The 18,524-nt window shown below is 65.7% G+C and carries 19 protein-coding genes; 8 read left to right on the top strand and 11 right to left on the bottom strand.

Features of this window, described 5'->3' with window-relative positions; all coding sequences use genetic code 11:
• Positions 1-104: 104 nt before the first annotated feature.
• The 4 genes from ABWP84_RS14945 to ABWP84_RS14930 form a co-directional block, all read right to left on the bottom strand.
• Positions 105-1,214, bottom strand: coding sequence for a radical SAM protein (locus tag ABWP84_RS14945; protein WP_353212840.1), 1,110 nt, complete (start codon positions 1,212-1,214; stop codon positions 105-107).
• Between the two features lie 101 nt (positions 1,215-1,315).
• Complete coding sequence (locus ABWP84_RS14940; RefSeq protein WP_353212839.1) at positions 1,316-1,672, bottom strand: hypothetical protein; 357 nt, start codon at positions 1,670-1,672, stop codon at positions 1,316-1,318.
• Between the two features lie 31 nt (positions 1,673-1,703).
• Positions 1,704-2,711 (bottom strand): lysylphosphatidylglycerol synthase domain-containing protein, encoded by a 1,008-nt coding sequence (locus ABWP84_RS14935; protein ID WP_353212838.1) that lies wholly within the window; start codon positions 2,709-2,711, stop codon positions 1,704-1,706.
• A gap of 63 nt (positions 2,712-2,774) precedes the next feature.
• Complete coding sequence (locus ABWP84_RS14930; RefSeq protein ID WP_353212837.1) at positions 2,775-2,960, bottom strand: hypothetical protein; 186 nt, start codon at positions 2,958-2,960, stop codon at positions 2,775-2,777.
• A 47-nt stretch (positions 2,961-3,007) separates the two neighbouring features.
• Between ABWP84_RS14930 and ABWP84_RS14925 the strand changes: the two genes are divergently transcribed.
• From ABWP84_RS14925 to ABWP84_RS14905, 5 genes are all read left to right on the top strand, one after another.
• Positions 3,008-3,523 (top strand): DUF1269 domain-containing protein, encoded by a 516-nt coding sequence (locus tag ABWP84_RS14925; protein WP_353212836.1) that lies wholly within the window; start codon positions 3,008-3,010, stop codon positions 3,521-3,523.
• 172 nt (positions 3,524-3,695) lie between these two features.
• Complete coding sequence (locus ABWP84_RS14920; protein WP_353212835.1) at positions 3,696-5,009, top strand: hemolysin family protein; 1,314 nt, start codon at positions 3,696-3,698, stop codon at positions 5,007-5,009.
• Positions 5,010-5,090: 81 nt separating this feature from the next.
• A complete protein-coding gene (locus ABWP84_RS14915; protein WP_353212834.1) occupies positions 5,091-6,047 on the top strand; it encodes a tripartite tricarboxylate transporter substrate binding protein in 957 nt (318 codons plus the stop codon).
• A 38-nt stretch (positions 6,048-6,085) separates the two neighbouring features.
• Positions 6,086-7,516 (top strand): amidohydrolase family protein, encoded by a 1,431-nt coding sequence (locus tag ABWP84_RS14910; protein WP_353212833.1) that lies wholly within the window; start codon positions 6,086-6,088, stop codon positions 7,514-7,516.
• Positions 7,513-8,166, top strand: a complete 654-nt coding sequence (locus ABWP84_RS14905) for a DUF1028 domain-containing protein (protein ID WP_353212832.1) — start codon at positions 7,513-7,515, stop codon at positions 8,164-8,166. Before ABWP84_RS14910 ends, ABWP84_RS14905 begins: the two co-directional genes overlap by 4 nt.
• 28 nt (positions 8,167-8,194) lie before the next feature.
• Here the strand turns inward: ABWP84_RS14905 and ABWP84_RS14900 are convergent, their stop codons facing one another.
• Positions 8,195-8,860: an LON peptidase substrate-binding domain-containing protein gene (locus ABWP84_RS14900; protein ID WP_353212831.1), complete on the bottom strand. Its 666-nt coding sequence runs from the start codon at positions 8,858-8,860 to the stop codon at positions 8,195-8,197.
• Between the two features lies 1 nt (position 8,861).
• Positions 8,862-9,788, bottom strand: a complete 927-nt coding sequence (locus tag ABWP84_RS14895; RefSeq protein ID WP_353212830.1) for a tetratricopeptide repeat protein — start codon at positions 9,786-9,788, stop codon at positions 8,862-8,864.
• Positions 9,789-10,296: 508 nt separating this feature from the next.
• Between ABWP84_RS14895 and ABWP84_RS14890 the strand changes: the two genes are divergently transcribed.
• Genes ABWP84_RS14890 through ABWP84_RS14880 form a run of 3 tightly spaced genes read left to right on the top strand, consistent with a single transcriptional unit; the run spans position 10,297 to position 12,847 of the window.
• Positions 10,297-11,076, top strand: coding sequence for an SDR family oxidoreductase (locus ABWP84_RS14890; protein WP_353212829.1), 780 nt, complete (start codon positions 10,297-10,299; stop codon positions 11,074-11,076).
• Positions 11,076-12,029 carry a tripartite tricarboxylate transporter substrate-binding protein gene (locus ABWP84_RS14885; RefSeq protein ID WP_353212828.1) on the top strand — a complete coding sequence of 318 codons (954 nt, stop codon included), beginning with the start codon at positions 11,076-11,078 and terminating at the stop codon, positions 12,027-12,029. The genes ABWP84_RS14890 and ABWP84_RS14885 overlap by 1 nt, the downstream gene beginning before the upstream one ends.
• A gap of 14 nt (positions 12,030-12,043) precedes the next feature.
• A complete protein-coding gene (locus ABWP84_RS14880) occupies positions 12,044-12,847 on the top strand; it encodes an alpha/beta hydrolase (RefSeq protein ID WP_353212827.1) in 804 nt (267 codons plus the stop codon).
• Between the two features lie 24 nt (positions 12,848-12,871).
• Here the strand turns inward: ABWP84_RS14880 and ABWP84_RS14875 are convergent, their stop codons facing one another.
• The 5 genes from ABWP84_RS14875 to ABWP84_RS14855 all read right to left on the bottom strand — a co-directional run.
• Positions 12,872-14,260 (bottom strand): HlyD family type I secretion periplasmic adaptor subunit, encoded by a 1,389-nt coding sequence (locus ABWP84_RS14875; protein ID WP_353212826.1) that lies wholly within the window; start codon positions 14,258-14,260, stop codon positions 12,872-12,874.
• Positions 14,261-14,271: 11 nt separating this feature from the next.
• Entirely contained in the window at positions 14,272-15,993 is a 1,722-nt protein-coding gene (locus tag ABWP84_RS14870) for a type I secretion system permease/ATPase (RefSeq protein WP_353212825.1), read from the bottom strand.
• A 109-nt stretch (positions 15,994-16,102) separates the two neighbouring features.
• The gene (locus ABWP84_RS14865) at positions 16,103-17,638 is read right to left on the bottom strand and encodes a class I SAM-dependent methyltransferase (protein WP_353212824.1); all 1,536 of its coding nucleotides are present in this window, start codon (positions 17,636-17,638) and stop codon (positions 16,103-16,105) included.
• An 11-nt stretch (positions 17,639-17,649) separates the two neighbouring features.
• On the bottom strand, positions 17,650-17,823 hold the full coding sequence (locus tag ABWP84_RS14860) for a hypothetical protein (protein WP_353212823.1): 174 nt from the start codon (positions 17,821-17,823) through the stop codon (positions 17,650-17,652).
• 349 nt (positions 17,824-18,172) lie between these two features.
• The coding region (locus tag ABWP84_RS14855) for a hypothetical protein (RefSeq protein ID WP_353212822.1) at positions 18,173-18,524 on the bottom strand (352 nt) is incomplete at its 5' end.

Genomic DNA, 18,524 nt, shown 5'->3' with positions numbered 1-18,524 from the left:
CCGCTCCGATTTCGCAGCCTTCTGGGCCGCGGAATTGGAGAAGTATCGGGTGATCGTGCAATCGGCCGGGGTGCGGCCGGGCGATTGAGCGCGCGGGAGGGGGCTTATCCGGCGCCCACAAGCCCCTTCAGCCGCTTGCCATGGCCGATGACGGCGGCGATGGAGCCCAGATTGCGCTTATCGGCCAGCGCACCGAGGGCGGCGCCAATGCGCCCCTCCTTCAGCCGGGCGAAGCTGTCACCCAGTGCTACCGAGAAATGCAGCATGATCGAGGCGTCACGGTAGCAATCGGTGGTGCAGGCCTGGCAGGGGTCACGCATCATCTTGTCGGGCGTGAAGTCCCAGACCCGGCAGATCGGCGCCTTCCAATCCTCGCAGCGCCACAGATCGTAATTCCAATCCATGTAGAAATATTTGTAACCGGCATGGCAGGTGAAGCGCTCACCCTCGCCGGTCAGGCGCCGGCGCATATCGGCGATGCCCTGGCGCGGATTATGCACGGGGATGACCTCGCGGGTCTGCTCCACGCCATCGAAGGCGGCCAGCAGCTCGGCATTGGACATATCCACCAGGTCACTATCCTCGGACCAGACGAGGGAGGATGAGCCCAGCGCCGCCCGCCGGGGGTAGGAGAAGGTGACGGCGGCAAAGCCGAGTTCCTTCAGGAAATGCCCCAGCGCCCGGTAATCCGTCACCAGCCGGGTCATCGCGACAGAGGCAATGGGCGTGATGCCGAGCGCCGCCATGCGGGTAGTGCTCTCGCGAATGCGCTCGCACACGCCCTTGAGGCCGCGGTTCTTCTCATGCGCGGAGGCATCTTCGCTGTCGATCGAGATGAAGATGGTGGAAATGGAGGTGGCGGCGAGGGCGTCGAGCTTGCCGGGCAGCAGCCAGCCATTGGTCACCATGGTGGGCTGCACGCCCATATCGGTGGCTGTTTGCATCATCTCGGCGATGCGCGGGTGCAGCAAGGGCTCGCCACCCATGAAGGTCACGAAGCGGAGATTGGCCTGCGCCTTCATCAGCGCCAGGGATTCGGCGAAGCGCGTGGCGTCCATCGAGCGGCGGTCGGTCACGAAGCCCTTGTCATGGGCGAAATTGCAGAAGTCGCAGGTGGCGTTGCACAGGTTGGTGACAGAAGCATTGAGGATGGCCGGGCCACCGCTGGGCACGAGGCTGAGTAGGTCCATCAGGCCGGAACGGGTCGCCGTCATGCGGGAATCCTTCAAATCTGGGGCGGTGTTGCCCGAACTCGCCGGCAAAGCCAAGTGATAAGCGGGGCCAAGTAATAAGCGGGGCCAAGCGAGAAGCGGTTCTACTCCACCCGCAATGGGCGATAACCCTGGAAGGCGAAACCCTGGGAGACCATGCATTGGCGGCGCCAGCCGTCACGGGCATTGGCGTTCATGTCCACATCCTCCCAGCGCTCGGGGATGAAGCGCTCGGTGACGGTGCAGTATTCCCTGTAACCATCACGGCGGCAGTCGCGGTGACGCTCGACGCGCGCGGGGGCGGCGAGGCGGCGGATCATGGCGGGGGGCACCGCCATCGCGGCCTGGTGGCCGCATTGGGCATTCGCGGCATCGGCCTGTGCTTCGCTGACGCCGGGGCGGGTCCAGCGCTCCGCACAGCCGGTGGCCAGGAGCAGAATCAGAAGGGCAATGTGTCTCATATGGCGAGAACAGCATGGCGGCGGAGAAAAGTCATGCGGATGGGCGGCTCTCGGCGCGCTGCCAGGCCAGCAGCCCGGGCAGGCTGAACACAACCTCGCGCGAGCGGCGAACCAGCGCCACGGCCAGGGCTGCCGAGGCCGGAACCCCCACCAGAGCGGCCGCGCCGATGATCGCCCCCTCCTGCACCGCCAGGGCGCCGGGGAGAAGAAAACCAACATTCCGCAGCGCCTGGGCCAGCGCCTCGACCACCAGCGCATCGGCGAGGGTGATAGGGTGGCCCAGCAGCCAGAGCACGCCGGCGATTTCCACCGCCCCCAGCACCCAGGAGATGGTGTGGAACAGCATGGCGGCGGCCAGGCGGGGCCAATTGGCGTGCAGGGCGAGGATGGCGGCCTGAAAGTCGCGAATGGCATCCGGCCGGATGGCGGGCCAGCGGCGCGACAGCCGGGCGAGGCCGCGTTCGATGAGGCTGAGCGGCAGGCGGCGCTGCACCGCCACCATGGCCGCAGCCCCGGCGAGGGCAATGCCCAGCCCCGCCAGGGCAAAGCCTGCGAGGCCGCCCGTCTCGCGCCCCGCCAGCAGCAGGGCGATGCCGGCCAGGGTGAAGAAAAGCTGGCTCACCGCCTCCAGCGTGATGTCCACCGTGGCGGTGGCGCCAGCCATATTGCCGGGCACTCCCTGCCTGGCCAGCAGCCGCGCCGCCGCCGCCTGGCCCAGAATGGCACCGGCGGGCAGCAGGGCATTGGCCGCCTCACGATACCAGCGCAGCGCCATCATGGTGGCGATGGCGGGCCGCTGCTCGGGCGGCAGCAGGGCCCGCCAGGCCAGCGCGGTGAAGAAGATTTGCAGCATATGCACCGCCGCCGAAATCGCCACCGCCAGCGGCAGATCGGCCAGGATGCGGGTGAGGCCGGGAATTTCGGAGTAATTCAGCGCGATGACGGTGCCCATCGCCAGGCTGCCCAGCAGCACGCCATTGAGCACGCCACGGCGCCACCAGGGGGCGGCGGTGTTGGGGGCGCTGGTGGGGGGCTGCATGAGGCGGCGATACAAGCCGCAGCCCGGCCTTACAAGCCGCACGGCATGGCCTGCGGCCCGCCCCTAGGCGCGAAGGCGGAGGCGCGCCCGAGGGGCGCCCAGGGGGCGGGTGGAGGGGCGGGTGGAGGGGCGGATGGAGGGGCGGGTGGAGGGGCGGGTGGGGGGGCGGGGGGCGGGGGGCCTGGTATCCTCGCCTTGGTCGAGGCCGGTATCGCGCGGCATGCGCATGCCTGGGAATGGCGGCAACATTCGGGGCAGGCGGGCGTTACACCCTCACAACAGAGGATGCCACCACCATGTCCGACCTTCTTGTCATCGCCTATCCGACCGAGAGCGAAGCCGAGGCGGTGCGCGCCAGGCTGCTGGGGCTACAGCGCGAATATCTGATCGAATTGGGCGATGCCGTGGTCGCGGTGAAGCAGCCCGATGGCCAGGTCAAGTTGAACCAATTATTCGAGCCTGTGGCGGCGGGTGCGGTCTCGGGCGCGCTCTGGGGCTCGCTGATCGGGCTCGTGGTGCTGATGCCGCTGGCCGGTGCCGCGCTGGGTGCGGCCTCGGGCGCGTTGGGCGGCAAGATGACCGATCTGGGGATCGATGATGCCTTCATGAAGGAAGCCGCCAAGGCGCTCGATGCCGGCCATGCCGCGCTGTTTCTGCTGATCCGCAAGATGACGACGGATAAGGTGGTGGCGGCATTGGCGGCCTCGGGCGGGGTGATCCTGCGCAGTTCCTTCGATGAAACGCGCGAAGAGGCCCTGCGGGAGGCTCTGGCCAGGGCACAGGCGGCGGTGAGATCGGCGCCAAAGGCATAGACGTATGATGCCAGCGGCCGCAGAGACTGCCATCGCACAGGACGCGCGATACCATGCGACCAGATGCAGTCTGGACCACAGTGTTGGCGGGGGAGAAAGAGCGAAAGGGCTTTGCCCCTCGATCTTGTTTCCCCTCGCTATTCGTTTTTCAGCAGCCTGCTAGAACACCGCAATGGGCATTGGTTTCGAAATTCTGACGATACTGCTGCTGGTCGGGCTGAATGGCATTTTCGCGATGAGCGAATTGGCCATCGTCTCCTCGCGCAAGACGCGGCTGCAGGCCATTGCCCGGCGCGGCAGCCCCGGCGCCATCGCGGCGCTGGCGCTGCAGGATGACCCGCAGCGCTTCCTGCCAACGGTGCAGGTGGGCATCACCATGGTGGGTATCGTCGCAGGCGTCTTCGGCGGCAGCGCCATCGCAGGCCCTCTGGGCGATGCGCTGGATGGCATGCCCATGCTGGGTAGCTTCGCGCATGAGATCGCCTTCACCCTTGTCGTGGTGCTGATCACCGCGCTCAATCTCGTGCTGGGCGAATTGGTGCCCAAACAGGTGGCGCTGCGTGACCCTGAGACCATCGCCATCATGGTCTCGCGCCCCATCGCCTGGCTATCGCGCTCGACGGCGCCTTTCGTTTGGGTGCTCTCCTCGCTCACCGCGGTCATCCTGCTCAGCCTGCGGCTCAACAAGCCGGCCGATCAGGGCGTGACGGAAGAGGAGGTGAAGGCCGTCGTCGCCGAAAGCGTGGAGACCGGGGCATTGGAATCCGAGGAGCGGCACATGATCGAGCGCGTACTCCGCCTGGCCGATAAGCCAGTGCGCGCGCTGATGACACCGCGCACCGAAGTCGCCTGGCTGGACCGCAATGCCGCGCCGCATGATATTGCGGCGGCCCTGCGGGCGCATGATGTGACGCGCTTCATCGTCGCCGATGCCAGCGTGGACCATGTGGTGGGCGTGGTCATCGCCAAGGATTTGTTGGACCAGATGCTGGAGGCCGGTTCGGGTGGCGCGCATAACCTGTCCCTGGCCCCCCTGCTCCGCCAGCCCATCGTGCTGCCCGATAGCCTGACCGCGCTGGACGCGCTGGAGCGCCTGCGCACCGACCGCATCGGCCTCGCCTTGGTGCTGGATGAATATGGCAGCTTCGAGGGCGTGGTCACCGCCTCGGACCTGCTGGAGGCGATTGTGGGTGAGTTGGGCCCGGCGCTGGAATCGCCCAAGCCCGGCACGCTGGTGCGCCATGATGGCTCGCTGCTGCTCGATGGCATGATGGCCTCTGACGAGTTGCGCGCCCGGCTCGACCTGCCCGAATTGCCGCATGCCGGCACTTATCACACCGTGGGCGGGCTGATGCTGGCGCTGCTGGGGAGGCTGCCGAAGGAGGGGGACCGCATCGTCTGGTCCGGCTGGCGCTTTGAGGTGCTGGATATGGATGGACGGCGTGTGGACAAGGTGCTGGCGCTGCGTGAGGAAGAGACGGCCTGAGGTTTTGTGCCGGGCGCTGCGTTGCGCGGACCGGATGGGCTGTGCCAGCCTTGGGACAGATTCTGGGGAGGATACCGCGCCATGAAGCGCCGCTCACTGCTTGCCACCGGCCTGGCCTTGCCCGCCCTCGCGCAACCCGCCTGGCCAGATCGGCCGATCCGCCTTGTTGTGCCCTTCGCCGGCGGCACCTCCACCGATATTCTGGGCCGGCTGATCGCGGGGCAGATCGCTGCAGGGCTGGGTGGGGCCGTTGTGGTGGTGGATAATCGCGCCGGGGCGGGTGGCACCATCGGCTCGCAGCATGTGGCGCAATCGCCAGCCGATGGCGCGACGCTGCTGCTGGGCACCATTGGCACCCATGCGGTGAACCCGCATCTCATGCCCAACCTGCCCTATGATCCGGCGCGGGATTTCACGCCTATCATCGCTCATACCAAGACCAAGATGCTGCTGGTGGTGCGGCCGCAGCTGGGCGTGCGGGATATGGCGGGATTTCTGGCCCTGGCGCGCAGCCGGCCGCTCTCCATCGGCACATCGGGCACCGGAACGGCGGGCCTTCTGGCCCAGGCGCTGCTGAGCGAGGCCACCGGCGTGGCCGTCACCCATGTGCCCTATCGTGATGGTGGTAGGGCGGTGACCGACCTGCTGAGCGGCACGTTGGATGCGATGTTCTACCACACCCAATTCGTCCGGCCGCATATTGAGGCCGGCACGATTCTGGGCCTGGGCATTACTGGCGCGGCGCGCAGCCCGCTGCTGCCCGCCGTGCCCACCTTCGCCGAAGCTGGGCTGCCGGGGATCAATATCGAGGCCTGGTGGGCGATCTATGCGCCACCCCGCCTGCCCGCTTCCATCACCCAGCGGCTGAATGCCGTGCTCAACGCGGCGCTCGCGCAGCCCGAGACCATGGCGGCGCTGGACCGCAATGGGTTGGAGCCGATGGGCGGCTCACCCGAGGAGCTGGCGCAGTTTCAGGCGCGCGAATTGGTGCTGTGGCGCGAGGTGGTGCGCCGCGCCAACATCACCGCCGAGGGGTGAGCTTGCGCGGGGGGCGCGGCGGCGACAAGCTTCACCCCATGCGCACCCTCATCCGAAATGCCGCCTGGTCCGTCCTGTGGGATGGCCAGGCCCATGCCTATGCCCGTGGCCGCGATATCCTGCTGGAAGGTGGCCAGATCACCTCCATCACGCCCCATGCCGCCGCCCCCTTTGATGGCGAGGTGATCGACGCCGCGGGCATGCTGGTGCTGCCCGGCCTCGTGAATATCCACTCCCACCCCACCACCGAGCCGGGCATGCGCGGGGTGCGGGAGGATCACGGCGTGCGGGAGCAGCAAATGTGCGGGCTGTTCGAACGCAGTCAGGCCTATGGGCTCGATGAGGCGGGGCGGGAGGCGGCAATGCGCCTGGCCTATGCCGAATTGATGGCCGCTGGCGTCACCTCGCTGGTGGATCTATCGGCGCCCTTTCCGGCCTGGCTGCGGGTCATGCGTGATAGCGGCCTGCGGGTCTGGGCCGGCCCCGGCTTCGCCTCGGCGCGCTGGGGCATGAGTGCGCCGCAAACCGTTACATGGAGTTGGGATGCGCAGGCCGGCCAGCGCGGTTTCGCCGCCGCCCAGGCCTTGATGGATGAGGCCGAGGCCGAGGCTTCCGGCAAACTCTCCGCCATTGTCTTTCCCGCCCAGATCGACACGGTGGAGGAGGAGCTTTTGCGCGAGGCGGCCGCCCTGGCCCGCGCCACCGGCCGCCCCTTCACCACCCATATCGCCCAGGCCGTGGTGGAGGTCCGCGAGATCATCCGCCGGCACAATCGCACGCCCATCCAATGGGCGGCCGAGATAGGCCTGCTCTCGCCCACCACGGTGCTGGGGCATTGCATTTTTCTCGATGAGCACCCCTCCATCGGCTGGCATTCGCGCAGTGACCTCGGGCTGCTGGCCGAACATGGCGTGGCGGTGGCGCATTGCCCCACCCCCTTCGCCCGCTATGGCGAGCATTTGAAGGATTTCGGTTCTTACCGTGCGCGCGGGGTGCGGATGGGGATGGGCACGGATTGCGCGCCGCATAATCTCATCGAGGAAATGCGCCTCGCCATCATCCTCGCCCGCAATGCGCGGCGGGATTTGGCAGCGGCCGATACCGCCATGGTCTTCCATGCCGCAACGGCGGGCGGCGCCGATGCGCTGGGTCGGCCGGATCTGGGCCGTCTGGCGCCGGGCATGGCGGCGGATCTCGTGCTAGTGGATTGCGCCCACCCGATGATGATGCCGGCGCGCGACCCGCTGCGCTCCCTGGTGCACCACGCTGCCGACCGCGCGGTGAAGCGGGTGATCGTGGGCGGTGAGACAGTCTTCGCCCATGGCCGCCCCACAAGGCTGGATGTGGGCGAGGCGGCGGGAATTCTGATGGAATCCCAGGCCCGCGCCCTGCGCAATGCGAAGGATCGTGACTATCTCGGCCGCGATGGCGAGAGCATCACGCCGCTCAGCCTGGGGTGGATGCCATGACCTTCTCCGTCATCGGTCATTGCCCGCGCAGCGGCCAATTCGGCGTGGCCACCACCACCTCGGGCTTTGGCGTGGGGGCGCGGGTGCCTTGGGCCCGGGCCGGCATCGGCGCTGTGGCCACCCAGCACCGCACCGACCCACGGCTGGGGCCGCGCGGGGTGGCGCTGCTGGCCTCGGGCTGCACGGCGGCGGAAACGGTGGCGGCGCTCGTTGCCTCCACCCCCGATCACGGCTGGCGGCAGATCGGCGTGATGGACCGCAGCGGCGCCACCGCCTTCTTCCATGGCGCGCGGGTCAAACCCAGTTTTGGTGCGGTGCAGGGGCCGGGCATGCTGGCGCTGGGCAATATCCTGGCGCATGACGCGGTGCTGCCCGCCATCGCCGCCGCCTTCGCCGCCCACCCCGAGCACCCGCTGGCCGAGCGGCTGATCTGCGCACTCGAAGCCGGTGAGGCTGCGGGCGGCGAGCATGGCGCCATTCTCTCCGCCGCGCTGCTGGTGGTGGAGCGGGAGGATTTCCCGCTCGTCGATATCCGGGTGGATCGCAACGCCGCACCCTTGGGCGAATTGCGCTCGCTCTGGGCGGAATATGCGCCGCAGAGCGCGCTTTATGTGGCGCGGGCGGTGGACCCGGAGAGCTGCGGGCCCTGAGAGGTTGCTTGTGGCGCCAGCCCTACCCTCAACTCGGACGGCCGCTGCCTTCCGTATCACCGCCGTGCATCGCCATTTTCATCAGCGTGAGCATCATCTGGGTGCGATCCGCCGGCAGCGGCGCTTCCAGCAGCGCCTGCTTCTCGGCCACTGCAAAAGGACAGAGCATGCTCAGCGTGGTGACCAGCATGCCTTCCGGCGTTTTCTCGACCGCCTCCCAGTTCACATCCATGCCCTGGAGCTGAAAATATGGCCGCAGCACCGCATGCAAGGCCTCACGCGGGATGGATTCAGCCGTCGGCAGCGGGGCGAGATCATTGTGATAAGGGTTGTAATCCACCCGCATGCGGCGATAGCCGCGCCGCATCTCCTGCTCCTCCAGCACGCGGAAGCGCATGATACCGGTCAGCGTGATGAGGAAGCGGCCATCCTCGGTCTCTGAGAAGGAGGAGAGGCGGCCGAGGCAGCCCACGGAATAAATCGCCGTGCCGCGTTCGCCGCGCGGGCGGCTGTCATCGCCCTGCATCATGCCCAGCACGCGCCCGCCCGCCAGGCCATCCTCGATCATGGCAAGGTAGCGCGGCTCGAAGATATTCAGCGGCAGGCGGCCATGCGGCAATAGCAGCGCGCCGGCCAAGGGAAAGACCGGGATGGTCTCCGGCAGATCATCCGCCAGCACAGGGGAATGCGTCACCCTATTTGAACAGCAGGCCGGAGAGGGCGCGGCGGGCCTTCAGCGTGGCAGGGTCGGTCATGCCCCAGGCCTCGAAGAATTTCAGCAATTGCATGCGCGCCGCCTCCTCATTCCAGGCACGGTCGAGCTTGATCGAGGCCAGCAGGGTCTCGGCCGCGCGGGCGCGCTCATCCATGGCATTGAGAGCGATGGAGAGTTCGATAGCCGCTTCATGGTCGCTCGGATCGGCCGCAAGCCGCGCCTCGAAGCCGGCCAGGCCTGCCTGCGCCTCACGCCCCGCCTGGGCCAGTTCGATCTGGCTGCGTACGGCGGCGATCTCAGCATGGCCGGCGATTTTCGGTGCGGCCGAGGCCAGCACCTCCAGCGCCTGATCCTCCTCGCCCAGCGCCACCAGGGCGCGGGCCAAGCCGGCCAGGGCCTCGGCATTCTCGGGCTCCTGCTGGGCGAGGCCGGCGAAGAGTTCGAGCGCGCCCTGGGGATCGCCCTGTTCGAGCAGCGCCTTGGCCTCGGCCAGCAACTCAGCACTGGGCATCTGCCCACCGGCCACCTTCAGCAAGTTTTCGACGAATTTCTTGATCTCGCTCTCGGGCAGCGCGCCTTGGAAGATATCGGCAATCTGCCCCTGCCAAAAGGCGGCCACGGTGGGTACGGATTGCAGCGGCAGGCCGAGCTGGGTGAGTTGCGCGACCAATTGCCGGTTCTGGTCGATATCGATCTTGACCAGCCGCACCCGCCCGCCGGCGGCGCGCACCACGCGCTCAATCGCCGGGGTCAGCGTCTTGCAGGGGCCGCACCAGGTGGCCCAGAAATCGACCAGGATTGGCACCTCGCGCGAGGCTTCGATGACATCCTGCATAAAGGTGCGCTGGTCACCATCACGCACGGGATCAGGGCCGGAGGGCGAGGCTGCGTCGAGAATCACGTTCATTCTGCAAGGTTCCTGCCGAGGCGTTCACTTGGTGTGCACATGGAATAGGGCAAGAGGGCGCCCCCCGGCAACGCGCCGTTAACCCCTGGGCGCCAAATTCCCGCCACAGAGCGGCCGCAAGCCCGCCCCGCCCCCCTGCCAGAACGGCGCATTGGAAAGATATGCCCCATGGCCCTGCTGAGATTCCTGCCCCTGACCCTGCGCCGCTGGCTGATGTACCGGCCGGAGCGGCGATACATGCGCGGGCGCGGCTAGTTGGCTGCTGAGAGACGAAACGCTAGGGAAACAAGATCGAGAGGCTTTGCCCCTCGAGCACCCGAGCAGGAGAGGAGCCCTTTCGCTCTTTTCCTTCGCCATCAGTGTTTTGCGGCAGCCTGTCTGCGCATGATGGCTTGAAGCGAAATCACCAAACACGCTGAACCACGCGACGGGAATAGAGCAAAGCGCGGCGCGGTCTAGCCTTCCGCGCAGCGTCGCGCAATGCTGCCCCTTCTTAGAGGGGAAACACATGGAATTGGGTATTGCCGGCCGCACGGCCATCATCTGCGCGGGTTCCAAGGGATTGGGCCGCGGCTGCGCCACCGCTCTGGCACGGGAGGGTGTGGCGATCTTCATCGCCGCCCGTGGCGCCGATGCGCTGGAGGCCACAGCCAAATCCATCCGTGATGATACCGGCGCGCGGGTCACCACCGTGCAGGCCGATGTGACGACCGAGGCCGGCCGCGCCGCCCTGCTCGCCGCCTGCCCCGCCCCCGATATTCTGGTGACCAATGCCGGTGGCCCGCCGCCGGGTGAATTCATTCAGTTCAGCCTCGATGATTGGCGCCGTGCGGTGGAGGCCAATATGATCACGCCCATCGCGCTGATCGCCGCCACCATCCAGGGCATGATGGGCCGTGGCTTTGGCCGTGTGGTGAATATCACCAGCTACACGGTGAAGATGCCCATCGGTTCGCTGGAACTCTCCAATGGTGCCCGTGCCGGCCTGACCGGCGCCGTCGCCTCGCTCGCCCGCCGCGCCGCGCCGCATAATGTCACCATCAACAACATGCTGCCCGGCCCCTTCGACACGGACCGGGTGCGCAGCAACTGGACCCGGGCTGCCGAGGTGAGCGGGCGCAGCATGGAGGATGTGGCCAAGGACAGCGTGCGGAGCATTCCCGCCCGGCGCCTTGGCACCACCGAGGAATTCGGCGCCACCTGCGCCTTTCTCTGCTCCGCCCATGCCGGCTTCATCACCGGGCAGAATATCCTGCTCGATGGCGGCGCCTATCCGGGGTTGATGTGATGCGCCGCTGCCTCACCCTGCTCACGCTGCTGCTGGCCGGCCCCGCCCTGGCCCAGTTTCCGGAGCGCAGCATCACCCTCGTCGCCGCCGGCGCCGCGGGTGGCCCGACCGATACCATCACCCGCATCCTGGCCGATGCCATGGCGCCGCATCTGGGCCAGGCGGTGGTGGTGGAGGCCATTGGCGGCTCCGTGGTGGGCCCCGGGCGCGTCGCCCAGGCCAGGCCGGATGGCTATACGCTGCTGGTCAATAATATCGGCATGGCGGCGAGCGCCACCCTGTTCCGCCGCCTGCCCTATGATGTGCCTAACGCCTTCGCGCCGCTCGGCCTCGTCTCCGAGGCGGCGATGACCATCGTCACCCGCCCGGGCTTTCCCGGGCCTGACCTTGCGGGGGTGATGGCCACGCTGAAGGCGCGGGGCGACGCCATCAATATGGCATCGGCTGGGATTTCCAGCGCCTCGAACCTTTGCGCCTTGCTGGTGCAGCATGCCGCCGGGGCGCAGGCGACCGTTGTGGTCTTCCGCGGCACGGCCCCCGCCATCACCGAAATGATGAGCGGAAGGCTCGATATCCTCTGTGATCAGGCGACCAACACCGTGCCCTATATCCGGGACAACCGGGTGGTGCCCTGGGGCGTCTCCAGCCCTGCCCGCCTGCCTGGCCTGCCGCAGGTGCCAACCACGGCGGAAGCGGGCTTTCCCTCCATTGCCATGTCCACCTGGCATGGGCTGTACGCCCCGGCCGGCACGCCTGAGGCGGTGCAGGAGCGCCTCTCCGCCGCCCTGCGCGCTGCGCTGCGGGAGGAACGACTGCGCCGGCGCTTCGCCGACCTCTTGACCGATGTGCCCGATGAGGCCCGCTCCACCACCGGCTTCCACACCCGCTTCCTGCGCGAGGAGATCGACCGTTGGCGGCCGATCATCCAAGCTGCGGGACAATTCGCCGATTGAACCAGGACACACTCATGCCCAGCATCGAGATCGACGGCTTTCCCATCGCCTATGCCGAGGCCGGCCAGGGCGTGCCCCTGGTGCTGGTGCATGGCACGCTGGGTGACCAGCGCAGCTTTGCCCGGCAGATGGAACCGCTCGGTGCCGCCTATCATGTGATGTCGCTGAGCATGCGGCATTGCTGGCCGGGCAGTTGGTTCGAGGGCGGCGATTTCACCATCGACCGCCATGTGGCCGATGTGGCGGGGTTCATCACCGCCCTGGGCCAGGGGCCGGTGCATGTGCTGGGGCATTCGCGCGGCGGGCATATCGCCTTCCGCCTGGCCGAACGCCACCCGGAACTGGTCCGCGCGCTGGTGCTGGCCGAGCCAGGCGGAGAATTGGATGAAAGCCTGGGCGGTGCGCCCGCCGCCGGCGCGCAGGCCGGCAGTTTCGCCGCGGGTGCCAAGCTGATTGCCGCCGGCGATATCGAAGGCGGGTTGCGGGTGATTGCCGAATATACCGGCGGGCCTGGTGCCTGGGAAAAGCGGGCGGAACACCGTAAAGCGCTCAGCCGCGACAATGCCCGCACCCTGCTGGGGCAGATGGATGAGCGGCGAAAGCCCTATTCGCGGGCGGCGGCGGAAAGGATCAAGGCGCCAAGCCTGCTCTTGGGTGGGGCGCAAAGCCAGCCGAATTTCGGCAAGATCATCGCAGCGCTGATGACGGCCTTGCCCGATGTGCGCAGCGCGGTGATTCAGCGCGCCACGCATAGCCTGAATGAGGATAACCCCGGCGATTTTAACGCCGCCGTGCTGGAATTTTTGCAGGGGCGCTGAGGGGGAGGCTGCAGCGGCCCGTGGTCAGCGCTCGCGCATGGCGTGTCGGACGGCCTGGATGATCGGGTTGGTCAGATAGACGAGGGCGGTGCGCTCGCCAGTCGCTATCATCACATCCGCGGGCATTCCGGGGATTAGGCGGCGCTCACCGAGCAATAGCCGGCTCGATTCATCGAGAATGATCCGGGATTTGTAATAGGGCGCGCCGGTGCGCTCATCCACCAGCCGGTCAGCCGAGACTTGGATGACAGTGCCGGTCAGCGTCGGAATGGTGCGCTGGACCAGGGCGGGAAAGCTCACCGTCGCCGTCTGGCCGACCAGGACCCGCTCAATATCCGTGGGGTTCAATTGCGCCTCGACCACCAGCGTGTCCTGGTCTGGCACAATCTGCATGACGGTGCGGCCTGGGGGGATGACACCGCCCACGGTAAAGACCGACAGGCCGACAACAACGCCATCAGACGGTGAGGTCAGATCGAGGCGGCGCATGGTGTCCTCTGTCGCCGTGAGGCGTTCCTGCAACTCGAAGATCTGGTTTTGCACGGTTTGCAGGCTGCCGGCGACCTCCTCGCGAAAACTATGGGTCAGTTGCAGGATTTGCAGCTGCGCCTCGCCAATGGCCTGCTCGCTGCGGGCCACGGCGGCGATCTGCTCGCCGCGCTCACCATCCAGCCGGGCGACCTCACGTTCCAGCGCGAAGACCCGCACCATGGGTGCAAAACCTTGCGTCGCCAGGGCGCGCACACCGGTCAGCTCCTGGTTGATCAACGTGATCTGGCGGACACGCGCAGCGCCTTGTGCGTTCAGCCCGGCCATTTGTTCCTGAAACTGGGCAATACGCCGGCGCAAGATGAGGATTTGCCCTTCAAGTGCCGCCCGACGGGCGCCAAAGACCAACTGCTGGCTCGCCAGGGCTTCGGCGACGGCCGGCTCGGCGGCGCGGGAGGCGAGCAAGTCAGGCGAGACAATCCGGGGTGCGCCCTCCTGCTCGGCGCGCAGCCTGGCCTGCAAAATCAGCGCCGCATCAAGCTGGCTGCGGACGATGCCCAGTTGCGATGCCGCGCGGACGGGGTCGAGGCGCATCAGCACATCGCCCGCCTTCACCATATCCCCATCGCGGACCAGGATTTCAGCCACGATGCCACCATCGAGATGCTGGACATCCCGCCGGCTGCTCTGCACCACGATGGTGCCCTGCGCGGTGGCGGCGCTATTCAGCGGCGCCATCGCGGCCCAGCCACCAAACCCGACAAAGGTGACCAGAATAACCGCCACACCGAAGATGATAACGCCCAGGCTATTCCTGGGCGCGGGTTTCAAATCCTCCGCCTCATGCAGATGGTCGGCCTCAAGGCGGATGAGATCTTCCTTGTCGGGTGGTTTTTTCGCGCCCGCCTGCGATGCCTGCAACATCCTGACCTGACCTAACCGCCGCTCTGCGCCATGGGATTGGGCATTGAATGCGCCACAACGGGGCGGGTGAATTGGGCCAGGACTTCTGCCCGCGGCCCAAACACGGCGATTTGGCCATCCCGCACAACCATTATTTTATCCACATTGATCAGTACGCTGGGTTTATGGGCGATAATCACGACAGTCTTGCCGGCGGCTTTGAGTTGGCGGATGGCGTCGATCAGCGTGGCCTCGCCCTCATCATCGAGGTTGGAATTCGGCTCATCGAAAATCAGCAGGGCGGGGTCACCATATAGCGCCCTTGCCAGGCCCATTCTCTGCTTTTGCCCGCCGGATAACTGGCCGCCCGCCTCGCCAATGGGCGTATCGTAGCCGGCGGGAAAGCGCAAAATCATGTCATGGACGCCGGCGCGGCGCGCCGCCTGCACCACCGCCACCGCATCGATCTCACCAAAGCGGGCGATATTCTCCGCGATTGTGCCGTCGAATAATTCAATATCCTGCGGCAGATAGCCGATATAGGGGCCTATCCGGTCACGGGGGATGGTCGCGATATCCGCGCCATCCATGCGGACCTTGCCGGAAATGGCCGGCCACACGCCCACCATCAGCCGCGCGATGGTCGATTTGCCGGCGGCAGAGGGGCCGATAATGCCAATCGCCTCGCCAGCCTCGATGGTGAAACTCACGCCGCGCAAGGTGGGGAGTTGCGCGCCTGGCGGCACGGCAAAGGCATTTTCCAGGCTGATCTGGCCGGTGGGGGGCGGCAGATCCATCCCGCTTCGCCGCGGCGGCACGGTGCGGAAGAGGTCTTCAAGGCGGCGGTAAGCCAGCCTAGCGCTGACAACCCCACCCCAGCCGCCCACCGCCAGGTCAATCGGCGCCAAAGCCTTGCCACCGATGATCGAGCTGGCGATCATCATGCCAGGGGAAATTTCGCCCTTGATCGCCAGATAGGCACCGCCACCTAGCAGCGCCGTCTGCAAGGTGTTGCGGAGAAACTTGCTGAGGCCGGAGAGCAAGCCGGCCCAATCACTCGCCTGGGCCTGCAGCGCCAAAACCCGATCATGCCTTTGCAGCCACCGGGCGCGGATGGCCCGCAGCATGCCCATTGCCTCCAGAGCCTCTGCATTGCGCAGGCTGGTCTCGGCAAAATAGGTGCCGGCGATGCTGTCGACACTGGCGCGCTCGAGCTTGCGGCGCGTCAGCAATTCGGAGGCGATGGCCATCGCCAACATGATGGCGCCGCCGATCAGCGTGATCATCCCCAGCAATGGGTGCACAAAATACAGAAAGATCAGGAAGACCGGTGCCCAGGGAATATCGAAGAAGACGAAGAGCCCCGCCCCCGTCATGAATTGCCGGACGGTGTTGAGATCATCCAGCGGCTGCGCCCGATGCGCCCGGGGTAGCCTGAGTTGGCGCTCAAACACCGCAGTGAAGAGGCGGCTGCTCATCTGATGGTCAAAATACGCGCCCACCCGCACCAGCACCCGCGAGCGGACGATCTCCAGCAATCCCATCATCAATAACAGGGCCACGGCGATCAATGTCAGCAGCCACAAGGTGTTTTCGCTGCGGCTCGTCAATACCCGATCATAGACCTGCATCATGTAGAGCGGCGAAATCAGCAGCAATATATTGATGAAAAAACTAAACCCCATAGCCGCAAATAGCGGCCCGCGGCAGCGATCAAGCGCTATTCGCAACTCTGATTTAGCCGGTTTTGCCACGTTAATTTCCGTAATGAATAATCGCGCGACACAGATGAAAAATATAGGCCCGAAAACCAAAGGCCCACCCAAGGCGTTCAGGCCTTGGGTGGATACGACCTTGCGGAGGTCACGCCACGCCCAAGGCCCGCAGCATCGGCATTTGCTTATCGAGGAAAGCCTGCGCCTGGGTGGTGAGCTCGGCGATATTCTCCTCTGGGGTTTCCAGCGCCTTGCCATCCTTCATGATCCGCTGCCCCTGGGCTGCGAGCACACCCCAGCAATGATTGGCCCATTCCGCTGGCGTTCTCATGCCAAGCTGCGCGGCTTTGAGGAACAATTGCTGAAAACGCGCCACCGCCACGCCGCCGCCAGTGACGGGGCTGGCCAGGAAGCTCATGTCATTGCTGCCACGGGCCTTGTCCTGCAGATGCGCATTGATCGTTTTGCTGGTTTTGCCGGCCGCGGCGGTGTCTTGTTTCGATTGCACCGGCGCCACATGCCCCGCGCCGATCAAGATCATGCAGGCTTGGGCTATCTGCTGGAAATTCAGCCCCTTCGGCCGCAATGCCACTTCCAATTGGCCGAGGCTGCGCAGCTGATGGTCGGCCATCAAATCCAGGATGGGGGCGTAGATATCCTCCTTCAGCGACACCTCGCCCAAGGCGCCCTTCACCTTGAGCAAGATATCCGGGCGGTAGGCAGTGAGAACGACGCGCTGGGCCCGCATGGTTTCCGCCTGTTCCAGCGGCGAGAGCTTTCGCGCCCCCTTCACCCAGTAATCCTTGCGGAATTGCTGGTTCACCATGAAGTCCCGCACGCTTTCGCGGTACATCGCATCCAGCACCTCGGCCAGAAAGGCCTGCTGTTCCGCGCTCAGATTCAGCGCATCGACATGGTCCAGATAATTGGCCGAGCAGGCATATTGCAGCTTCGCCGGCTCCAGCCACTGCGCCATGGTGGCGAAATGCATCGGGTGCCAATCCCGGTTGAAATATTCATGCGCCAGATAGTGCCGGTTATGCGCCTTCATTTGCTGCAACCGCTCACCCACCAGCGGATTGGCGCGCAGGAAGGCGGGATTGGTGGCGAGGAATTTTTCAGCGAAATCGAGCGCGCCATCGATGCGGCTGATGATGCCGCGGCCCTCACTGCCCAGCACTTCGGCGTGCTCGGTCATCAGGTGGCGCATGGGGGCAAAGGCGGCCCAGCCTGGCAGGGTGTTGTAGGAGATATACAGCACGCCGCCCACGCGCAGCTTGCGGCGAATGAAATCCACAATCACCGCGCGATTGGCGTCCGAAATCCAGGACCAGATGCCGTGCAGGCCAATGCAGTCGAATTCCGGCAGGTCCGGCCGGGCGCAGAAATCGGCGAAGGCCTCATCAAACAGCTTAACCGAGGCGCCGGAGGCCACGGCCAGTTCCTGCGCGAAGCCGGCCTGGGCCGGGTTGAAATCCGTGCCAAACCATTGCGCGTTGGAGGCGGCGGCGTGGATATTGGCTGACAGGCCCTGGCCGAAGCCCAATTCGCAGGCTGTGGTGAAGTTGGGGCAGGCTAGGCCGTTGTTGAGGAACGCCATCCGCGCCCGCAGCGGGTTCAATTCCGTATAATAGCCATAGGTATAGCCAATATCGGCGACGTAGCCGGCGGTCCAATCAGTCATGTGCGTCCCTGTCATTTTCGCCACTGGCAGCGAATCCAGCTCTGTTCCAACAAATGCTTGCCTAGCCCGACAAGACACAGCGACCGGCGCAGGTTGCGGTGCTGAGTATCAGCCAGTGCCACCGGCACCGGCAGGGCGCCGCGCAGTCCATTTCTCGCCACTGCAACCGAATTGACCATGGTCATAGCCCCGCATCATTGGTGCCTGCAAGGCCAACAGTACTATCATTCCCTGGAAAATACATTCTCATACAATAGAACTGAGGATGTGAACACAATAACATGCGCATGACTGCAGTCTGCGCGATGATTTTCGAAATTACAGGTGGTTTTGATGATATCATTCACTGGGAATGATGTGATGCGGTTGTCGGATATGGTGGGCATCAGAGGCCTGGCCATACGCAGCGCCGCGGTTTTCTGGCAGTGGCGGCAACGATCCGGAACCTGCCCAACTGGGCAGGTTCCGTCGGTTTTCCGCGAAGTGGGCGGGGAGAAGCCTCCCCCCGCCCCAGTGCACTAGTCCTGAAATCGATCAGGCGAAGGTGATCAAGCCAGCGTTGTCGATGGCAGTCGTGCTGGCCGCAACATAACCCACGAGGATCACGGTTTCATAAGCAACGTTCACGGCACCACTGACGGTGTTGGTGGCATAGGTGACAGCCGTGTCGGCGCCGGCAGCGCCAAAGGTGAAGACGCCGTTTGTACCGTCGTAAGTACCGCGGGCGAAGTTCACCACGTTATCCGTACCGGCCAAGTTGGTAGCAGTCAGGTTCACCGCAGGCGTAAAAGTGGCCAACTGGAACTTATCGCCAGCCGCGACGCCGCGGACGATAGAGGTGGCTCGGTTTCTCGCTACAGCGTTTCGGTTCCGATAACTGGATCGC

Source organism: Rhodovarius sp. (assembly GCF_040399605.1).
GTDB lineage: Bacteria > Pseudomonadota > Alphaproteobacteria > Acetobacterales > Acetobacteraceae > Rhodovarius > Rhodovarius crocodyli_A.
This window is presented reverse-complemented; position numbering and strand designations above follow the sequence as displayed.

Excerpts from the sequence above, each read along its gene's own strand:
- ABWP84_RS14945 (WP_353212840.1), bottom strand. The coding sequence starts at position 1,214 with ATGACGGCGACCCGTTCCGGCCTGATGGACCTACTCAGCCTCGTGCCC.
- ABWP84_RS14940 (WP_353212839.1), bottom strand. The coding sequence starts at position 1,672 with ATGAGACACATTGCCCTTCTGATTCTGCTCCTGGCCACCGGCTGTGCG.
- ABWP84_RS14935 (WP_353212838.1), bottom strand. The coding sequence starts at position 2,711 with ATGCAGCCCCCCACCAGCGCCCCCAACACCGCCGCCCCCTGGTGGCGC.
- ABWP84_RS14930 (WP_353212837.1), bottom strand. The coding sequence starts at position 2,960 with ATGTTGCCGCCATTCCCAGGCATGCGCATGCCGCGCGATACCGGCCTC.
- ABWP84_RS14925 (WP_353212836.1), top strand. The coding sequence starts at position 3,008 with ATGTCCGACCTTCTTGTCATCGCCTATCCGACCGAGAGCGAAGCCGAG.
- ABWP84_RS14920 (WP_353212835.1), top strand. The coding sequence starts at position 3,696 with ATGGGCATTGGTTTCGAAATTCTGACGATACTGCTGCTGGTCGGGCTG.
- ABWP84_RS14915 (WP_353212834.1), top strand. The coding sequence starts at position 5,091 with ATGAAGCGCCGCTCACTGCTTGCCACCGGCCTGGCCTTGCCCGCCCTC.
- ABWP84_RS14910 (WP_353212833.1), top strand. The coding sequence starts at position 6,086 with ATGCGCACCCTCATCCGAAATGCCGCCTGGTCCGTCCTGTGGGATGGC.
- ABWP84_RS14905 (WP_353212832.1), top strand. The coding sequence starts at position 7,513 with ATGACCTTCTCCGTCATCGGTCATTGCCCGCGCAGCGGCCAATTCGGC.
- ABWP84_RS14895 (WP_353212830.1), bottom strand. The coding sequence starts at position 9,788 with ATGAACGTGATTCTCGACGCAGCCTCGCCCTCCGGCCCTGATCCCGTG.
- ABWP84_RS14890 (WP_353212829.1), top strand. The coding sequence starts at position 10,297 with ATGGAATTGGGTATTGCCGGCCGCACGGCCATCATCTGCGCGGGTTCC.
- ABWP84_RS14885 (WP_353212828.1), top strand. The coding sequence starts at position 11,076 with ATGCGCCGCTGCCTCACCCTGCTCACGCTGCTGCTGGCCGGCCCCGCC.
- ABWP84_RS14880 (WP_353212827.1), top strand. The coding sequence starts at position 12,044 with ATGCCCAGCATCGAGATCGACGGCTTTCCCATCGCCTATGCCGAGGCC.
- ABWP84_RS14875 (WP_353212826.1), bottom strand. The coding sequence starts at position 14,260 with ATGTTGCAGGCATCGCAGGCGGGCGCGAAAAAACCACCCGACAAGGAA.
- ABWP84_RS14865 (WP_353212824.1), bottom strand. The coding sequence starts at position 17,638 with ATGACTGATTGGACCGCCGGCTACGTCGCCGATATTGGCTATACCTAT.
- ABWP84_RS14860 (WP_353212823.1), bottom strand. The coding sequence starts at position 17,823 with ATGACCATGGTCAATTCGGTTGCAGTGGCGAGAAATGGACTGCGCGGC.